The sequence below is a fragment of the Prevotella sp. P3-92 genome (assembly GCF_002251205.1).
Taxonomy (GTDB): Bacteria; Bacteroidota; Bacteroidia; order Bacteroidales; family Bacteroidaceae; genus Prevotella.
Genome location: NZ_NPJE01000015.1, coordinates 22,554 through 40,770 on the forward strand (window position 1 = coordinate 22,554; position 18,217 = coordinate 40,770).

Below are 18,217 nucleotides of genomic sequence, written 5' to 3' on the forward strand. Positions count from 1 at the left end.
ATTGGTTGTGATTATTCCGATTTGGAAATGCGCAGAATCTCCTCCACTTTTTTATCCATTGGTAGGAGAGCGTCAATCCAATGGATGGTAAATCCGCGACGTTCCATGCCTCGAAACCATGTCATCTGTCGCTTGGCAAACTGGTGAATGGCTATCTCCAACCGTTTGAACATCTCTTCGTAACTGAGTTTACCTATAAGATATTCAGTCACAAACTTGTATTCCAGTCCGTAATAGATCAGGTCTTCTGCAGGGATTCCCCTGTCAAGTAGGGCTTTCACCTCATCAGTCATGCCTTCTTCAAGACGCGATTTGAGTCTTTCGGTGATCTTGTTGCGTCGTGCTTCGCGGTCGATATCTACTCCGATGATAAGTGAATGGACGGGCGGCACCTGTCGCAGTTCTGTCGGTGTGTGGAGATTGTAGGTCTCTATTTCTATAGCACGTATGGCACGTTGTGCAGAATCTACATCGGTTGTGTTGTGCATGACAGAACCGTTTTGTGCTTTCAATTCTTGAAGCATAGCCGTAAGTTGTTCCAGCGACTTGCCTTCAAGGTCTTTGCGCAGTTGCTCGTTTTGTGGAACGGGTGATAGGGAATATCCTTTCAATACAGCTTCGATATAAAGTCCAGTGCCACCACATAGGATGGGCATCTTGCCTCTGTTCTTGATATCGTTGTATGCCTGTTGGAAATCCTGCTGATATTGGAAAAGGTTATATTTCGTGCCAGGTTCGCAGATGTCTATCAAGTGATAAGGCACTGCCGTACCATTAACCACATAGTCCTTCAAGTCTTTTCCGGTTCCGATGTCCATGTGTTTATAAACCTGTCGGCTATCTGCACTGATGATTTCACAGTTTCCCAAGCTTACTGCCAAATGGGCGGCAAGGTCGGTCTTTCCCGATGCAGTAGGACCAAGAATGGTTATCATATCGAATGGCATAAGCGGTTAGAAGTGTATTGAAGGATAGCTATAATTTTGTCAAATTAGAAAAATAGCCGCCCAAGGCACATGCCAAGGGCGGCTTTTATCAATGTTGCCTTTTTGGGGACAATGCTAATTAGCAGTTCTCTGAGAAGTACTTGATAGTACGAACCATCTGAGAGGTGTAGCTGTTCTCGTTGTCGTACCAAGAAACAACCTGTACCTGATAGGTGTCGTCGTCGATCTTGCTAACCATGGTCTGGGTAGCGTCGAAGAGAGAACCGAACTTCATACCGATGATATCGCTTGATACAATCTGATCCTCGTTGTAACCGAAGCTCTCAGTCTGAGCAGCCTTCATAGCAGCGTTGATGCCCTCAACGGTAACGTCCTTACCCTTAACAACAGCAACCAAGATAGTGGTTGAACCAGTAGGAGTTGGAACGCGCTGAGCAGAACCAATCAGCTTGCCGTTCAGCTCGGGGATAACGAGACCGATAGCCTTAGCAGCACCAGTTGAGTTAGGAACGATGTTCTGAGCACCTGCACGTGAACGACGGAGGTCGCCCTTGCGCTGAGGACCGTCAAGAATCATCTGGTCGCCAGTGTAAGCGTGGATGGTTGACATGATACCGCTGGCGATAGGAGCGTACTTGTTCAGAGCAGCAGCCATAGGAGCCAAGCAGTTAGTGGTGCAAGAAGCAGCGCTGATAACGTTGTCGTCCTTGGTCAGAGTGGTGTGGTTTACATTGTAAACGATAGTGGGAAGGTCGTTACCTGCAGGAGCAGAGATAACGCACTTGCGGGCACCAGCCTTGATGTGTGCAGAAGCTTTCTCCTTTGAAGTGTAGAAACCTGTGCACTCGAGAACTACGTCAACACCCAGCTCACCCCAAGGAAGCTCAGCTGCGTTTGGTTTAGCGTAGATGGTGATTTTCTTACCGTCAACAACGATGTAGTCTTCACCAGCCTCTACGGTGTGTTTGCCTTCGCCGTACTTTCCAGCGAAACCACCCTGAGCAGTGTCATACTTCAGAAGGTGAGCCAACATTTTAGGACTTGTCAGGTCGTTGATGGCAACAACCTCGTAACCATCTGCTTCAAACATCTGACGGAAAGCCAGACGACCAATACGGCCAAAACCGTTAATTGCTACTTTTGTCATTTTCTTAAAATATTTAAAAGGTTTGTTATAATTTGTCCCATTAATATTGAAAAATGTGGCACAAAAGTCACTTTTTCCTGTTTTCGGGCACAAAGTTACAAAAAAATATCTAATTTTGCAGAAGAAATGGAAGTTAATTCTTTTAATAAAGTTAAAAGATGAGACTTTAACACAATTACAGGTGACAAAAGTGTGGTGTTTGCCACTTGGAGTTTGCAGAATGAATAATTAAATCACTCGTGTAACATATAATTAAAAAAGGAAACAGTTATGAGTTTTATTAGTGAATTCAAAGAGTTTGCCATGAAGGGTAACGTGTTGGACATGGCTGTCGGCGTTATCATCGGCGGTGCATTCGGAAAGATCGTTTCAAGTCTGGTTGACAATGTGTTGATGCCTATCATTGGTGTGCTCACTGGTGGTGTTGATTTCTCTGCACTGTCGATTAAGGTTGTTGATGCTGAGGTGAAGTATGGCATGTTTGTACAGAATGTCATTGACTTCTTGATTATTGCTTTCTGTATCTTCCTGATGCTTAAAGGTATCAATAAGTTCAACCGCAAAAAGGCAGAGCCCGAACAGCCTGCAGCTCCTGCTGGTCCTACTCAGGAAGAACTTCTTGCTGAGATACGTGATTTGCTCAAAAACAAGTAACTTTAAGTATCACTTATTTATTAATAAGGTGACACCCGTCACGGCGTCACCTTATTATTTTTGTTTTCAGTATAATAATGATAAAAACATTGGATTTTAAGCCGAAGTTCTTTTCGGCTATTGCACATTACGACAAAAAGACGTTTGTCGCCGACGTTATGGCGGGACTAATAGTTGGTATAGTAGCTTTGCCATTGGCGATTGCTTTTGGTATAGCCAGTGGCGTCTCACCAGAGAAGGGTATCATCACTGCCATTGTTGCCGGACTGTTCTGCTCGCTTTTCGGTGGTAGCAAGGTTCAGATTGGCGGTCCTACAGGTGCTTTCATCATCATCGTCTATGGCATCATTCAGCAATATGGTATGCAGGGTCTGACCATTGCCACACTGATGGCAGGTGTGTTTCTGATACTTCTCGGTGTATTGCGATTGGGAACCATCATCAAATATATACCTTATCCTATTGTTGTGGGCTTCACCAGTGGTATCGCCGTTACCATTTTCACCACTCAGGTAAAGGATTTGTTGGGTATGCAGATGACTACTGTACCTGCCGACTTCATGGAAAAATGGGTGGCATATATTAATAATATAGCGAATATCGACCTTTGGAGCACCGTGATGGGTGTGGCAAGTGTCATTATCATCGCACTCACACCGCGTGTGAGCAAGAAGGTGCCGGGTTCGTTGGTGGCAATTATTATCATCACTGTGGCAACCTTGTTGCTCAAACAGTATGCCGGTGTGACCACCATAGAAACTATTGGCGACCGCTTTAGCATCCATTCCGAACTGCCCGAAGCCACGTTGCCCGCCCTTTCATGGGAAACCATTAAGGGATTGGTAGGTCCGGCAGTGACAATCGCTGTGTTGGGAGCCATCGAATCGTTGCTGTCTGCTACAGTGGCAGATGGTGTGATAGGTGATCATCATAACTCCAATACCGAATTGATAGGTCAGGGATTGGCTAATATTGCATCGCCACTCTTTGGCGGTATTCCCGCTACTGGTGCCATTGCACGCACGATGACCAACATCAACAACGGTGGACGTACTCCCGTAGCCGGTATTGTACATGCCGTAGTGTTGTTGCTCATCTTCCTTTTCCTCATGCCCTTGGCACAATACATTCCGATGGCTTGTTTGGCAGGAGTATTGGTGGTGGTATCCTATAATATGAGCGGTTGGCGTTCCTTCCTTGCCATGTTGCGCAATCCGAAGAGCGATGTTACCGTATTGTTGCTCACATTCTTCCTTACCATCATATTCGATCTTACCGTTGCTATTGAATTTGGCCTTATCTGTGCATGTCTGCTCTTTATGAAACGTGTGTCAGAAGCTACCGATGTGACAGCTATCTACGATGAAATCGACCTCAACGAGGATGCAGACATGGAGCGTGGCGACCTTATCCACCTGACTATTCCTGAAGGAGTGGAGGTGTATGAGATTAACGGTCCCTACTTCTTCGGTGCAGGTAACCGCTTCGAGGATATCATGTCGAGCTATAACGACCGACCCAAAGTGCGCATCATCCGCATGCGTAAGGTGCCGTTTATCGACTCTACCGGTCTTCACAACTTGGAGAACATGTGTTTGATGAGCCAGAAGGAAGGTATCACTGTCGTGTTGTCGGGCGTCAATCCCAAGGTTGAAGCCGTGTTGCGCCGCAACAATTTTGAGAAATTGTTGGGCAAGGAGAATATCTGCAGCCATATCGACTTGGCACTTGCTCGTGCCAACGAGATTATTTCTTGAACACCAGAATTATATTGAAATGAATGAACGATTCCCCTTTACCCCTGTGGGGTGGGGGAATCATAGCTAAAGACCGCACTTAGGTGGGGCTTATACAAGATGGAAAAAAAACGTAGAAGACGCATTCGCAAAGGAAGGGTAGCATTGTTGTTGCTCTTCCTTGCTGCGGTTATCACAGTCATTTATTATATCATAGTAGCGCTTGTTGCATTCTTTAGTTGGTTAAGTGCAGACGAGCCAGTACAGGAAGAGAAGCCTACGCTGCATGTGACACCAGAGATGCTTGCATGTGACGAAAGGATGCAACACCGTTTGGACAGTCTGATGCACAAACCGTTGCGACTCGACACCAACAAGATTGCCGTCTCTGTTTTTGACGCCACCACCCAACGCTATGTCTATAGATATCATGATACGGAAAGCTTTATACCTGCCTCGTGTATGAAGATTTCCACAGCTATTGCTGCGCTCAAGACTTTAGGCATGAACCACCAATATCGTGAACACATCCTCGCCATGGGAGAGATGAAGCGTGACACCCTTGTGGGTAATCTCCTTCTGATGGCCGATGATGACCCACTCATGGAGAGTTTTGATCCACTCATCAAGAAGATGCAGAGTAGGGGAATCCGTCATGTTCGTGGCAATGTGTATATCACTTTGGCACGAGAAGATACGCTGCGTCCGCATCCTACGGCGAAAGCATGGGATATACCTTACAACCGGACTCCACTTCTTCTCCGTGGCAAGCGCTATGTGGATCGCACCTTCCGAGCCTCTCTGCGTATGAATGGAGTGACCGTACGCAATGATAAAACGGTCAATGCAAGACGTTCAAAGGGTCGTTTCGGTGGTGGCAAGTATCATTATGTTGCCACCTCATCCCATCTGCTTCGCGATGTCATCACTCCCATGCTCATCCATAGCAGCAATATTAAGGCAGATGCTGTGTTCTATCATCTTGACTGGAAGCAGGGATTGATGCCCAACCGTCGTATGAATTGGGATGCAAAACATTATGCCGAAACTTTCTGGAGAGAGAAAACACAAGTGCTCGATAGTGTTTCAACGCGTCTTGTCTTTCACGACGGTTCAGGACTGTCGCCCGAAAATCGTCTGTCAGCCTCTGTTCTTGTTGATATGCTGCGCTATGCTTATGGTGACAAGCAGTTGAAGGATTTCTTTATTGATGAGGCTTTGGCATCCACTGTTGGTGGCGAGCGACGCGGTTCGCTTCTTACCCGTATGAGCCATCCCGACTACAAAGGTCGTTTATTTTGTAAAACAGGCACTATGACCACCTATGGTGCATCGTCACTTTGCGGTTATCTTCTTGCTGCTGATGACCATTGGTACATTTTCTCCATCATCAATGTTGACTCTCCAGTAGCCGAGTCTCGCCTCTTCCAAGATCGTATTTGTAAGATGATGATGAAAGAATAAAGCAGTGACCTAAATGGTTAATAAAATGCAGGCAGAAATGCCTGCATTTTATAGTTTACTGTCAACAGGTATATCATTGCCTATTTTTTTCACCGTCACTATATCGTCGAAAAGATTAAGCTGACGCAAATTCGACTGCACCTCTGAGGTTTGAGTGACTTTGTTTTTCTTCACCACAAGGCTCTGCTGCTTGAGCATAATCTCTCTTACTGCTTCCGTACAATCGCTGGCAGCAGTAGGCATTACAGTCTCGATATCATTAAACAGTCGAATTAGCGAGCGACCAACTGCCCAAGCAAGGTTTACAGGCACAGCATTGCCAATTTGCTTGTATTTATCGCTCATGGCGCCCATAAATTGCCATTCGTCGGGGAACGTCTGAATGCGAGCATACTCACGTACCGACAAAGGGCGTGTTTCTACAGGATGACAACGCTCCGTTTGCTTCTGAGATGGAGAGCAAGTCAACGTTAGCGAAGGTTCACTCATCGACAAACGGCGAGCCATACCAGTTTTGCCACCACCAAGAAGCCAGCTTCCACCCATATATTTGCGAGCCACTTCTTCGGGTAAATTGCGCCAATCGCCACCCTGTGGCACCAGTTCCATAACCTTCTTCTTCTTTTCTGGATATGTAGCACCTTCTGACTGTGGCACCTCGCAATCATAGATCACTCCTGGGAAAAAGGCATCGCGCAAAGTAAGGATGCGTTCATAGGGCGAAGGCCAATGAAACTCCACATGCTGTGCAATATCGTTGCGAATGGCTATCAATATCAGTCGCTCACGTTTTTGTGGTACCTGATACATAATGGCTTTCAGCACATGTGGCTCAACCAAAGTATACCCCAATTCTGCAATTGCATTTTTTATTGTTGCTATGGTGCGACCATCATCATGCGAGACAAGTCCTTTCACGTTTTCGCACATAAACACCTTTGGCTGTATCTCTTTCACTGCTCTCGCCAATTCAAAAAATAAAGTACCACGAGTGTCGCTAAAACCGCCCTGCTTACCAGCATACGAGAATGCTTGACAAGGGAATCCTCCTGAAAGGAAATCAACCTTTCGTCTAAGCGGAGTGAAATCAATATGGCGCACATCGCCCTCAATAACATTCCAGTCAGGTCTATTTTTTCGCAGAGTGTTGCATGCAGAGGTGTCAAATTCATTGAGTAGCACATGGTGGAAACCAGCCTTAGCCATGCCAAGAGCCAAACCACCTGCACCTGCAAATAATTCCACAGAATTAAACTGTCGCACAGGAGCAACTTCAAACTCTTCGCTCCAACGGTTTTCAACCATAGCTTTAGCTTCCGGGATGTCGAGCAAGTCGTGCATCTCGAAACCTCTCACGCCATTGCTGTCTACACACGAAGGATAAACACCACGGCGAGACCATGAGGCCGTTACAGCAGCACTCGTTCCGGTGAGTGCAGCAAGATTATTTATAGAAATAAACATCGTAATATTACAAACCTCCCTTTTCTTGAATTTCTTCAGCTAATTCTTTTACCTTATCTAATATCAGCTTGCTACCATCAATATTGTCTTCTTCTACCACTTCGCCAAATACTTTCGACAAACGATAATAGAAGTTGCGGTCGCCTGTGAGATGTTCCCAAAAATCTACTCCTGCATAAACAGGATAAGTAGAAGCTATAATCTTATAATTCGATGATAGTTTGTCACCATAGAGCACACCTACTATCAAATCATCAAAATTTAGTTTTAAATGATCAATGCGTGCCTTGCCCATCAATTTTTTGAAATGTCCGAGAATGGTAGTCACATCATCATTATTAATTGTCTGAGGACCAGCCTTGCATTGGCAATATTTCCTTCTGCCATCCAGAGCATCCACAAACTCTATATCAATACCATCAATACCTGAAGCACCGCCAGTAATTTGGCTCAGCTCAGAGATAAAAATCTGAGTTTGCATTCCAAACGTTGTGTTAAGGCTTGTGCCAAGAACACGAGGATACACCAAAGCCTTGGCCAACGACTCAGGCGTGGTGTCACCACATAGAAACGCAGCAAGATAGTTTATCAGAAAGGGATTCACATTGAAGTTTTTCAACTCCAACTTCATTAAGTTGTTGATATGATTTGGTATTATAGCCGTACGGAAGAAGTTCTTTCCGCTCTCTAATATTGCCAGTTTCTGTGATTCTTCCATGATTTCTATTCTTATTAAATTAAAATATGTATGCTTCACATTATGATATTATCATGTGCAGCTAATATTTTCTTGCAAAGATAATATTTTTTTTGTGAAAAATCAAATATCATCATGTTGAAAAAATTAAGGGTTTAGATTTTTTGTCTTTGAGCAAACTAAAGAAGATTTATCAAATAACATCGCGGATACTCTTGCTTATCATCTGAACGCTATGTGGTAACGCAGTATTATTCTTTTCACGCGACATGGTGACATGGGAACATTTTCGTTAAGCCAAATGAGCAGAACCGAACTGGTTCGAGTTCTGCCATGGCGAGAAAATGTGCCATAACATGGAAGAATAATTCAGTTTGCTACAACACAATTCTCGGATGGCAAACATAAAATATAGTTTTAAGAAAATTTCGACCACACGACCACAGATGAGTGTATCATGTTGTCGGTCAGTGCTTTATACTGTGGTCGAAACTGAGGTGTCGACCATCAATCGACCACCAACTTGCGTTATTTGGCTTAACGAAAATGCTTATCATAAACTGATCGATATTTTGGAGAAAGTGTTTTGTCAAGGTGTTGTTAGATGGTTGGCAAAAGTGTTACCCAACGTTTGGCAAAAGTGTTGCCCAACGTTTGGCAAAAGTGTTGCCCAACGTTTGGTAAAATTGTTTTCAACGTTTGATAAATGTATTATCCAACGTTTGATAAAGGTATTATCCAACGTTTGATAATGGTATTATCCAACGTTTGATAAAGATATTATCCAACGTTTGATAAGCGTATTATCCAACGTCTGATAAGCGTATTATCCAACGTTGGAAAAAGTTGTGATAATCAACACTCTCCCGCTTTGGCATCGATACAGATACTTCGCTTAGCAGTTTCATGTTGAAGAGCGATGATAATAAGTGTGGTCGAAGTGTGGTCGCAAATCCCGATTTTTAGGAATCGACCACACCTGTAAGATGTTGAAGGATAGCGTGATGCGGATATCTGTGGTCGTGTGGTCGAAATTTTCTTGAAAACTAAAATAACTGTAGGATGGTGCCATATTGGTGTTCGGTGTTAACAATTTAAGAGATTCGCGTGTGCGCGTGTGCGTGCGTATACATAATATATATATAAAGAACACGAATGATCCTTTTTGTAATACCTCCTATAAAACTACTTCAAGCACAGTCTGTACCTGCAACAATTAGCGAAAACGTTTACGTGTAATAATGCGATGAATATTTATCAGCAACGAAAAGAAAGTAGTATCTTTGCATCATCAAACTACTGACAATTATATACACATCAACAGCATCTATGGGAAAATCCTTTTGCCCTCAAATCCCATCAAGTCTCTGGAGCGAAACTCATCGCTCCAGAGTGCTGATGGGAGACCAATACGGAAACCGACTTCCATCCAATATCATTGGAAGCAACAATTCCAATGTAAACGTTTACGTGGAACATTTCACCTTTTTTAGGTGGGTTTTAATAAATTTTAAGTAACTTTGCAAACAAACAACATCAAAAATATTACTAATTTTCAAAACTACTAATTTTATGTCTGTTTATTTTAAGAGTATTTCACGCACGGTACTTGTTCTGTGTATGCTCTTGATCGTCGGTAATGCTTATGCACAGACCGTCGCTAAGGGTACAGTCACAGACTCCAATGGCGAAGCCGTTATTGGTGCAACCGTAGTAGAAAAGGGAAATCCTAAGAATGCAGCCGTAACTGACTTCGACGGTAACTTCACCATCAAGGTGCCTGCCTCGAAGAAGCTGGTCATCTCATACATCGGTATGGTGACTCAGGAAGTTGCAGCAGGTAGCAATCTGAAAATCGTCCTCCAGGACGACAACGCCGCCCTTGATGAGGTGGTCGTTGTGGGTTACACCAGTAAAGCACGTAAAGACCTGACCGGTTCGGTCGGTTCGGTAAGCGGTGCGAAACTGGCAGTGGTTCCTGTATCATCAGCAGCCGAAGCCCTTCAGGGTAAGATTGCCGGTGTGCAGATTACAACGGTCGATGGTCAGCCAGGTGCCGACATCAACATCCGCGTTCGTGGAGCCACGTCTGTAACTCAGAGCAACCAGCCACTGTTCATCGTCGATGGTTTCCAGGTTGACAACATCAATGATATTCCTCCCACGGATATCGCTTCAATCGACGTGTTGAAAGATGCTTCTCTGACCGCTATCTATGGTGCGAAGGGTGGTAACGGTGTTGTTGTAGTTACTACAAAATCTGCTAAGACTGGTAAGGTTCAGGTGTCGTTCAACGGACGTCTCAGCGTATCTTCATTGGCACGCTCTATGAGCCAGATGAACACCTTCGAATTTGTTGACTATCAGTATGACCGTGCTGCTGCTAACGGCAACCGCTCTTCATGGGCTAAGCCTTTCCGTGGCAACTTCGGTAACCCTAAGGACATTTCTCTCTATCGCAACGAGGCTACACGCGACTGGCAGGATGAGGTTTTGGGCAACCACCCCGTCAACTACTCCAGCAACGTGACCATCGGTGGTGGTAACGAGACTACACGTTTCAACCTCTCACTGACTCAGTCAGAAGATAAGGGTATTATCCTCGGTTCAGGCGTACGTCGTACCAACATCAACCTCAAGCTCAATACCAAGATTACCAAGAACCTTGAGTTCACCTACAATCCTAAGATCAGCTATCGTCGTGACGAAGGTGCAGGTGGTGACAACATCGGTTCAGGTGGTCTGATCGACGTATTGCGCTACCGTCCTACAGCAGGTCTGCGTGAGTGGGGTTCATACGAAGAGATGGAAAATGAGGCTGATGCCAGCAACTTCCGTCTGACAAACCCTGTCAACGATATCCAAACCAACACCCAGAAAAAGCATGGTTACACCATTACCAACCAGTTTGCACTGAAGTGGTCTCCCATCAAGGGTCTCGTTCTGCGCAGTGAGGGTAACTACACACTCGGATTCAGCGATACTGAACGTTTCTATGGCTGGCAGACCGGTATGGCAAAAGCTGCCATCAACAACAATAAGCCTGTTGCTGTGCTCAATAAGAAGAACTCTGAGTCATACACTTGGACTAATACAGCTTCTTACGACTTGACTCTCCAGGATAAGCACAACTTGTCGTTCCTCTTGGGTCAGGAGATCTATCACTCACAGTATAAGGCAAACCAGCAGGCTGCCCACCTCTTCGATCAAAACATCGATGCAGAAACAGCCCTCAACAACATGGCACTCGGACAGCCCTATGCTGAACAGACCTACACCAAGCGTTCTACTGCCAACCGCACAGCATCGTTCTTCGGTCAGGTTTCATACAACTACCAGCACAAATATCTGATCTCAGGTACCTTCCGTGCTGACGGTTCTACCAAGTTTGCTCCCGGCAACCAGTGGGGTTACTTCCCCTCTATCTCTGGTGCATGGGTGATCAACAAGGAGAAATTCCTGAAAGATGTGAAATGGATTGATCAGTTGAAACTCCGCGCTGCCTTCGGTCTCGCCGGTAACAACAACATCGCTGACGATCTCTGGCGCTATCTCTACACCACCAATGCTACTGGCGGTCCCGCTTTCGGTGAGGCTACTGTAGGTGGTGAACTCTACTATGGTGCTCCAGGTAACTATCCTAACAAGGACATCAAGTGGGAAACTACGATCACCCGCAACCTTGCTATGGACATTTCACTCTTCGGTGGACGTCTGAGCATCACTCCCGAAATTTATTGGAATACCACACGTGACCTGCTCTACAATTCTACTATTCCTGGCGTATCAGGATACCAGAAGCAGATGCAGAACATCGGTAAGGTAGCCAACAACGGTTGGGAACTCACCGTCAACGGCGACATCGTACGTGGTAAAGACTATGTGGTAAGCGGTAACTTCACTCTCGGTCACAACAAGATGACCATCAAGAAACTGAATGCTTCTGACGGTAACACTCCGCTTTATAATACTGCTGGTAAATGGAAGTCATCTATCGAAAATGACTACGTGATGCAGGTAGGTGGTGAGCTCGGTCTGTTCTACGGTTTCGTATATGACGGACTCTACAACTGGGATGAATTTACCTATCCTGAAACAGCCTCTTACGAGGCCACTCCTAACAACAAGGCTACACTCAACGGCATGCTCATCGGCGGTACTGTTACCGACGGTTACGAGAATAACACCGGTAACGGTATCTTCAGCTCATCTAACTCAGGTTACTCTACCCTGCCCGGTAAGATCAAGCTGAAAGACCTTAATGGTGATGGTCAGATCGACCAGAAGGATATGACCGTAATCGGTAACACCAACCCCAAATGGCAAGGTGGTTTCGGTTTGTCAGGTCAGTGGAAGAGCTTCGACTTCACAGCCAACTTCACTTACATGCTCGACTTTGATGTATATAATGCCACAGCATTCGCTATGTCATCATCATCATCAAGCCAGTACAACTTCTTCAACGTAGATTCTAAGTTTGCTGACAAGCGTTGGCGTTATACCGCCCCAGAGGGATTTGTTAACAATGATGGTCACAATATCACCGGTGAGACACTCTACAAAAACATCTATATCAATGGTGCACTGGGACTCTACAAGAATCTGAATGCTAATGCAAGCCTGTGGAATCCTGCAGACGTAGTCAACAACGTGATGTTCTCATACTTCGTAGAAGATGGTTCATTCCTCCGTTGCACCGACGTTACCGTAGGTTACACCCTGCCGAACCTCATCACCAAGAAGTTTGGTATCGAGAAAGTCCGTGCTTACGTTTCTGCTTCAAACCTCTTCATCCTCACCAGCTACTCTGGTTACGACCCCGAGGTTGACGTGCAGTCTGGTCTGACTCCTTCTATGGACTACAACCGCTACCCACGTTCACGCACCTTCTCTTTCGGTCTCAACGTAACATTCTAAAGATACAAACCTAAGAAACTGAAATCAATATGAAACTCAATAAGATATTTATCAGTGGAATGGCCATGTTGTCGCTGACAGCATGCGACGATTTCCTTGATGTAGATCCAGACTCAACATCAGCAAACACTGAGTTCATCTACAACAACGAAGGCGAGATTTCTACTGCACTGAATGGTGTTTATGCACAGATTCTCTCTGGAAACACCTTCGGTAATAATCTGTACAAGGATTTCCAGCTGAACAGCGATGTTGACTTCTCTACCAACACCAGCGAAACTGCATCGGGCAACAAACCCGCACGTTTCGATACGCGTTCGGATGCCAGCAACATCAACAGCCTTTGGAATGCACTTTACAAAGGCGTAGAAACTGCCAACGAATTCATCTTCAACCTGAAGAACAGCAAGCTCTATGAAGAGAAGATGAAAACTGAAATTGCCGATGGCGAAAATACTGGCGGTGTGGTAACCGAGGAAGTACCCAACGTGACCAAACTGACCCAGATGATGGGTGAAGCCAAGGTTATGCGTGCAATGTTCTATCACGAACTGCTCTCCTACTGGGGCGATATCCCCTTCACCTTCAAGGCTACCTATGAGACCAACAATCTCTATCCTGAAGTAACAGACCGTCAGGTTGTCAGCGATTCGCTGATTGCCGACCTCCGTCACGCTGCAGAATGGATGCAGTCTGACAAAGACGAAACCCTCGGCGCTCCCGAGCGCATCTCGAAGGAAGCTGCCTATGCCATGATTGCACGTCTCGCCTTGCAGGCTGGTGGTTACTCATTGAACCACGATGCCAACGACGTGAATGGTTACAAGATGACTCGTCCTTCTAACTATAAGGAATACTATCAGATTGCACGCGACTATGCCAAGAAGGTTATCGATGCTGGCGGTCACTCACTCAACAAGAGCTTCCGCGATGTATTCGTTGACGAGTGTAATCACATTGTAAATAAGGGTGACGATGCAATCTTCGAAATTCCTTTCGGTAAGGACTACTCTGGTGCTTGGGGTTATGCTCAAGGTCCAAAGAGCGAAGTTGACGCTAACAACGAAACCGACTTTTCTAACCAAGCATGGGGTTCTACAAGCGGTAACGTTCGCACCACTCGTTTCTATCGCCACATGTTCAAAGAGGGTGACGCCCGTCGCGACTATGTTTGCGGTACATGGGGTTACTCAAACCAGGGTCTGCCCGCTATCAACTTCAGCTACACCATGTATAACAACAAGTGGTCTAAGCTGTGGAACACTGTAGGTCTCGGTAAGGCTTCTACCGGAAACACCGGTATCAACTTTGCCTACATCCGCTATGCTGACGTGCTGCTGATGTTTGCTGAGGCTGACAACGAAGTGAACGGAGCTCCTACACAGGAAGCTATCGACGCTGTAAACCAGGTTCGCCGTCGTGCATACAATGGTGTTAACTATGAACTGACCTCTGCTCAGACTGCTACCAAGGAAGATTTCCTTAAGGCTGTGCTCGACGAGCGTAAGTTTGAGTTTGCTGGTGAGAACATGCGTTGGAAGGATCTTGTCCGCAACAACCTCTACTCAGAGCAGATTTTCTACACCTTCTTGGCTTACTACGGTGTAGCAGAAGACCAGTCAACAGGTTCACCTTACATTGATATGCTCAGCGAGCACGATGGTATTGACTATGCCAATATCTCGGCTATGACCAACATCTATTATGTATATGTGAAGAATACTGGCGACGCCAACTTCCCCAACAGCAACCTCTACATGCTGTACATCGTCAATCCTTGGACGCCAGACATACAGCCTAGCAGCAAGCCAGCAGACTATTTTGCTAATCTTGGCCTGCCTTATGAGCCTGTTTCGGCAAGAGCTATCACGGGTCAGACATCATCAGCCAATGATGTGGCTTGGGGTAACAGCGAAAACATCTGGTCGAAAGAAGGTGTGCTCAAGAACGAAGTACTCTACTCCCTCTTCGGTTACATCCGTGGCGATGAGGATGGAAGCATCAAGATTGTGAACAACGGTGCCGTGGTCAACTTCGACATCGATACTCAGAATCCTGAGGCTACCGTACAGCAGTTGCCCGCAGTACGCTACTTGCTCCCTTATCCACAGGAAGCCATTGCTCGCTCTGACGGACGCTACAAGAACTATTACGGTTTCTAAGCAGTAATTCCTTATTAACATAAGAAAGACTAAAAGACAATGAAAAAATTATTCATATATTCAATGATGCTGATGGCTACGCTGTCCATATTCTCTTGTAAGGACGATGACATCAGCGAATCGGCAAACCGTGATAAGCTGTTCCGTCCGGCATTCCGCACGGACAACAACACCGGTAAGGGTTCTACCGATCCCTACAACTGCGCGATTACCGATTTGAACACAGCACACCTCTACTGGTACACCGTAGATGATGCTGTGGCCTATGAAATCAAATGGGCGATTCAGAACTATGTGGCAAATGGTGAACAGGCATGGATCGACACCGAGGCTGGTGTTGACGGCAAGGAACTGGCAGGTCACGTGGTAGTGACTGATCCTAAGCAGTTTGATTTGGTGATCAAGAACCTGAGCTACCAGACCGACTACCGTTTCGCTATCCGTGCACTCCACTCATACGATGCTAACAACGACAGTTGGAAGACTGACCCTAAAAACTCTGACTGGTATGGTTATGGTCACGGTACAGAATGGGCTGATTACTTCGGCATGCAGACTGGTGCTCGTTATGATGTGCCTTTTGTTATCCAGACTTTAAACATCACCAAGACTTCTATGGTGGTACGTCTGGACCGCAACATCAGCAAGTATTCTGATGATGAGAAGAAAATCTTCCGTGATCATTTCAACTTTGTAGATGATGACCAGAATGTTCTGAAGATTGACTATCTGACCTTCACCGCTTCGAAGTCAACTCCTAATGCTACAACCAACCCCACTTATCTGCACTTCGATATTCCTGAGTCAGCATGGGTAAACGACGTAGCTGAGTTTACTATCGACGGTCTGTCTGAGAACTCGGTTTATAACATCGACGCATGGGATAGCTCGATCGAGGCAAAGGTTGACGCTTGCTACAACTCTGTAATGAAGAGCACCAAGGGTACTCCAGGCGCTCCTATCCTCATCAAGCACGTGCCTACTGCTAAGGATACTATCGGTACTGGCGAGAACATGAACATCTATGACATCTCGTCATACAACTCCATGAAGCTCGACGATATCATCTCTAACTACAATAGTGATGTAACTGTAGCTGAGAACCAGGTATTCTATCTGGAAGGTGGAAAGACTTACCACTTCACCAGCAACCCCAACATCTATAAGGGTATGACACTCCGCACCAACCCAGAGGATGTTGCACAGGGTAAGCGCGCTAAAGTATATCTCAGCGGTATGACCAAGACTGGTGCTAATGTCAATACCTGTAACTTCATGTTGGGTCGTCAGCCTAATGCTGGTGAGAATAGTACCATTACCCTTGACATCGACTCTATTCGTTTCATGGATCTCGACTTTGACGTTCCTATGGCTACCAACTATGGTCATGCTCAGGAAGGAACAGGAAATGCTGTAGGTAACTACTTCATGAACATGTACTCTAACGGTATGGGTATCAATGTAACCCTGCTCGAATGGAACAACTGTACATTCCAGGGACTCATCCGCGGATTCTTCCGTATTCAGGGTTCTAACGACTTCTATATCCACAACCTGAAGATGATTGACTGCAGCCACTATAACAGTGGATTCTACGACAACAATGGTGGAGGTTACAACTACATCCATGCTGACCACAACGGTAAGCCGAAGTCAAACATTCTGGAGAATGTTGAAATCAGCGGCAACGTATTCTACGATAGTCCAAAGGGTAGCTTGATTACTGACTCTAACCGCAACCTGAATTGGGATGCTTCTGTACGTTGGAATCTCAACATCCACCACAACACCTTCGTGAACTTCATGACTCGTTCTACAAAGGCTGCTTGGATGAATACTCGCTATATCCCTGGAGGTTCTGAAGCCAGCATTCACGACAACATCTGGATTAACACCAAGGATGCTGACGACGTGAACCGTGCTATGAATGCACTCGGTTGGGATGCTCGTAACATTCAGGGTGGTGACGGAAGTGGTAAGGTTGTATTCAACATCTACAACAACTGGACCACAAACGATCCTTATCTGAAGGGCGGACAGCCATTCAGCAACAATGCCTTCAACGCTACTTCTAACTCACCAGGTAAGTGGCAGAAGACTTGGAAGGACGAACTCGACACCTACTATCCTGCAGGACTTGACGAGCTGAAGGTTCACTGCGATCCCGAACTGAAGGCCACAGACTTGATGGTATCGCCAAACCCACAGCACTTCGTAGGCGCTAAGCCAAGTCACCTTGACCACCATACCGATAAGGGTATCGACGGTCTCTACTATCAGCAGACTGAGAAAGTGCTCAACTCAGCTATCTATAAGAGCGGCGCTGGTGCACCTCGTCTGAGAAACGGTAAGAAATAATAAAGCATTAAAACATACATACGACTATGAAAATTATGAAATATGTAGCCGCAGCATTCGCTGCCGTAGCTATGACTCTCTCTTTCAGCAGCTGTTCAAGAGACCTTGATCCAGATGTTGACTCAATGGGCTGGTATCGTTGCGAGGTAACCCTCGACAACCAGGGTAGCCTGAGCGAGGAAGGTGTTGCAGCATTCGAAGATGCTGTCAACGCAGCCTATGGTCTGGAGCATGGTGCAACACACTATTTCTCTCATTGCACCAAGGCTTACATGGAGAGTAACTACAACGCAACTGTAGCTCTGTCTAACGATAAGAACGAAATCTTTACCAAGATTATCGCTCCTGTTGTTGCCTCTCAGGGCGTGAGCGACTTCACCGTGAAGTTTGCTTTCGAAGAGCAAATCACCAGTAAAAATGCTGAGGGCGAAGAGGTGAAAACCGTGAAAGAGCTGAAGTCTGTCATCTACAAGGCTTCTGACTTGAAATAACAGACATACTTAATATCTCTATGCCACAGGGGCAGGTCGAAAGGTCTGCCCCTGTTTTTCCATTAAGACGCTATCGTCTAAGCAACAGCATATAATAGGATTATACAACAACAAGGACGAACATAGATTATAGCAAATACTAACAAACAGAAAATTAACATAGGTTCAACAACATTACTC

General features: G+C 45.7%; 11 protein-coding genes. 7 read left to right on the forward strand and 4 right to left on the reverse strand.

Going from position 1 to position 18,217, the window contains the following annotated elements; all coding sequences use genetic code 11:
• Positions 1-11: 11 nt before the first annotated feature.
• Both miaA and gap read right to left on the reverse strand, forming a co-directional pair.
• The gene (miaA, locus tag CIK93_RS01565; protein WP_094436566.1) at positions 12-935 is read right to left on the reverse strand and encodes a tRNA (adenosine(37)-N6)-dimethylallyltransferase MiaA; all 924 of its coding nucleotides are present in this window, start codon (positions 933-935) and stop codon (positions 12-14) included.
• 130 nt (positions 936-1,065) lie between these two features.
• Positions 1,066-2,094, reverse strand: a complete 1,029-nt coding sequence (gene gap / locus CIK93_RS01570; RefSeq protein WP_094390131.1) for a type I glyceraldehyde-3-phosphate dehydrogenase — start codon at positions 2,092-2,094, stop codon at positions 1,066-1,068.
• A gap of 270 nt (positions 2,095-2,364) precedes the next feature.
• On the opposite strand from gap, the gene mscL reads away from it, so the two are divergent.
• From mscL to CIK93_RS01585, 3 genes are all read left to right on the forward strand, one after another.
• Entirely contained in the window at positions 2,365-2,748 is a 384-nt protein-coding gene (gene mscL, locus CIK93_RS01575) for a large-conductance mechanosensitive channel protein MscL (protein ID WP_094390130.1), read from the forward strand.
• Between the two features lie 80 nt (positions 2,749-2,828).
• Entirely contained in the window at positions 2,829-4,505 is a 1,677-nt protein-coding gene (locus CIK93_RS01580; RefSeq protein WP_094446413.1) for a SulP family inorganic anion transporter, read from the forward strand.
• 99 nt (positions 4,506-4,604) lie between these two features.
• Positions 4,605-5,948, forward strand: a complete 1,344-nt coding sequence (locus tag CIK93_RS01585; RefSeq protein WP_094390129.1) for a D-alanyl-D-alanine carboxypeptidase — start codon at positions 4,605-4,607, stop codon at positions 5,946-5,948.
• A gap of 48 nt (positions 5,949-5,996) precedes the next feature.
• Here CIK93_RS01585 and CIK93_RS01590 read toward each other — a convergent pair whose 3' ends face one another.
• Positions 5,997-7,412, reverse strand: a complete 1,416-nt coding sequence (locus CIK93_RS01590; RefSeq protein ID WP_094446376.1) for a DNA cytosine methyltransferase — start codon at positions 7,410-7,412, stop codon at positions 5,997-5,999.
• A gap of 7 nt (positions 7,413-7,419) precedes the next feature.
• Entirely contained in the window at positions 7,420-8,130 is a 711-nt protein-coding gene (locus CIK93_RS01595; protein ID WP_094446377.1) for a PmeII family type II restriction endonuclease, read from the reverse strand.
• Between the two features lie 1,551 nt (positions 8,131-9,681).
• Between CIK93_RS01595 and CIK93_RS01600 the strand changes: the two genes are divergently transcribed.
• Genes CIK93_RS01600 through CIK93_RS01615 form a run of 4 tightly spaced genes read left to right on the forward strand, consistent with a single transcriptional unit; the run spans position 9,682 to position 18,037 of the window.
• Positions 9,682-13,026 carry a TonB-dependent receptor gene (locus tag CIK93_RS01600; RefSeq protein ID WP_094446378.1) on the forward strand — a complete coding sequence of 1,115 codons (3,345 nt, stop codon included), beginning with the start codon at positions 9,682-9,684 and terminating at the stop codon, positions 13,024-13,026.
• Between the two features lie 29 nt (positions 13,027-13,055).
• A complete protein-coding gene (locus tag CIK93_RS01605; protein ID WP_094446379.1) occupies positions 13,056-15,188 on the forward strand; it encodes a RagB/SusD family nutrient uptake outer membrane protein in 2,133 nt (710 codons plus the stop codon).
• Between the two features lie 39 nt (positions 15,189-15,227).
• A complete protein-coding gene (locus CIK93_RS01610; RefSeq protein WP_094446380.1) occupies positions 15,228-17,546 on the forward strand; it encodes a hypothetical protein in 2,319 nt (772 codons plus the stop codon).
• Between the two features lie 26 nt (positions 17,547-17,572).
• A complete protein-coding gene (locus CIK93_RS01615; RefSeq protein WP_144007300.1) occupies positions 17,573-18,037 on the forward strand; it encodes a hypothetical protein in 465 nt (154 codons plus the stop codon).
• The last annotated feature ends 180 nt before the right edge of the window (positions 18,038-18,217 follow it).

Excerpts from the sequence above, each read along its gene's own strand:
- CIK93_RS01585 (WP_094390129.1), top strand. The coding sequence starts at position 4,605 with ATGGAAAAAAAACGTAGAAGACGCATTCGCAAAGGAAGGGTAGCATTG.
- CIK93_RS01615 (WP_144007300.1), top strand. The coding sequence starts at position 17,573 with ATGAAAATTATGAAATATGTAGCCGCAGCATTCGCTGCCGTAGCTATG.
- CIK93_RS01595 (WP_094446377.1), bottom strand. The coding sequence starts at position 8,130 with ATGGAAGAATCACAGAAACTGGCAATATTAGAGAGCGGAAAGAACTTC.
- CIK93_RS01605 (WP_094446379.1), top strand. The coding sequence starts at position 13,056 with ATGAAACTCAATAAGATATTTATCAGTGGAATGGCCATGTTGTCGCTG.
- mscL (WP_094390130.1), top strand. The coding sequence starts at position 2,365 with ATGAGTTTTATTAGTGAATTCAAAGAGTTTGCCATGAAGGGTAACGTG.
- gap (WP_094390131.1), bottom strand. The coding sequence starts at position 2,094 with ATGACAAAAGTAGCAATTAACGGTTTTGGCCGTATTGGTCGTCTGGCT.
- CIK93_RS01600 (WP_094446378.1), top strand. The coding sequence starts at position 9,682 with ATGTCTGTTTATTTTAAGAGTATTTCACGCACGGTACTTGTTCTGTGT.
- CIK93_RS01590 (WP_094446376.1), bottom strand. The coding sequence starts at position 7,412 with ATGTTTATTTCTATAAATAATCTTGCTGCACTCACCGGAACGAGTGCT.
- miaA (WP_094436566.1), bottom strand. The coding sequence starts at position 935 with ATGATAACCATTCTTGGTCCTACTGCATCGGGAAAGACCGACCTTGCC.
- CIK93_RS01610 (WP_094446380.1), top strand. The coding sequence starts at position 15,228 with ATGAAAAAATTATTCATATATTCAATGATGCTGATGGCTACGCTGTCC.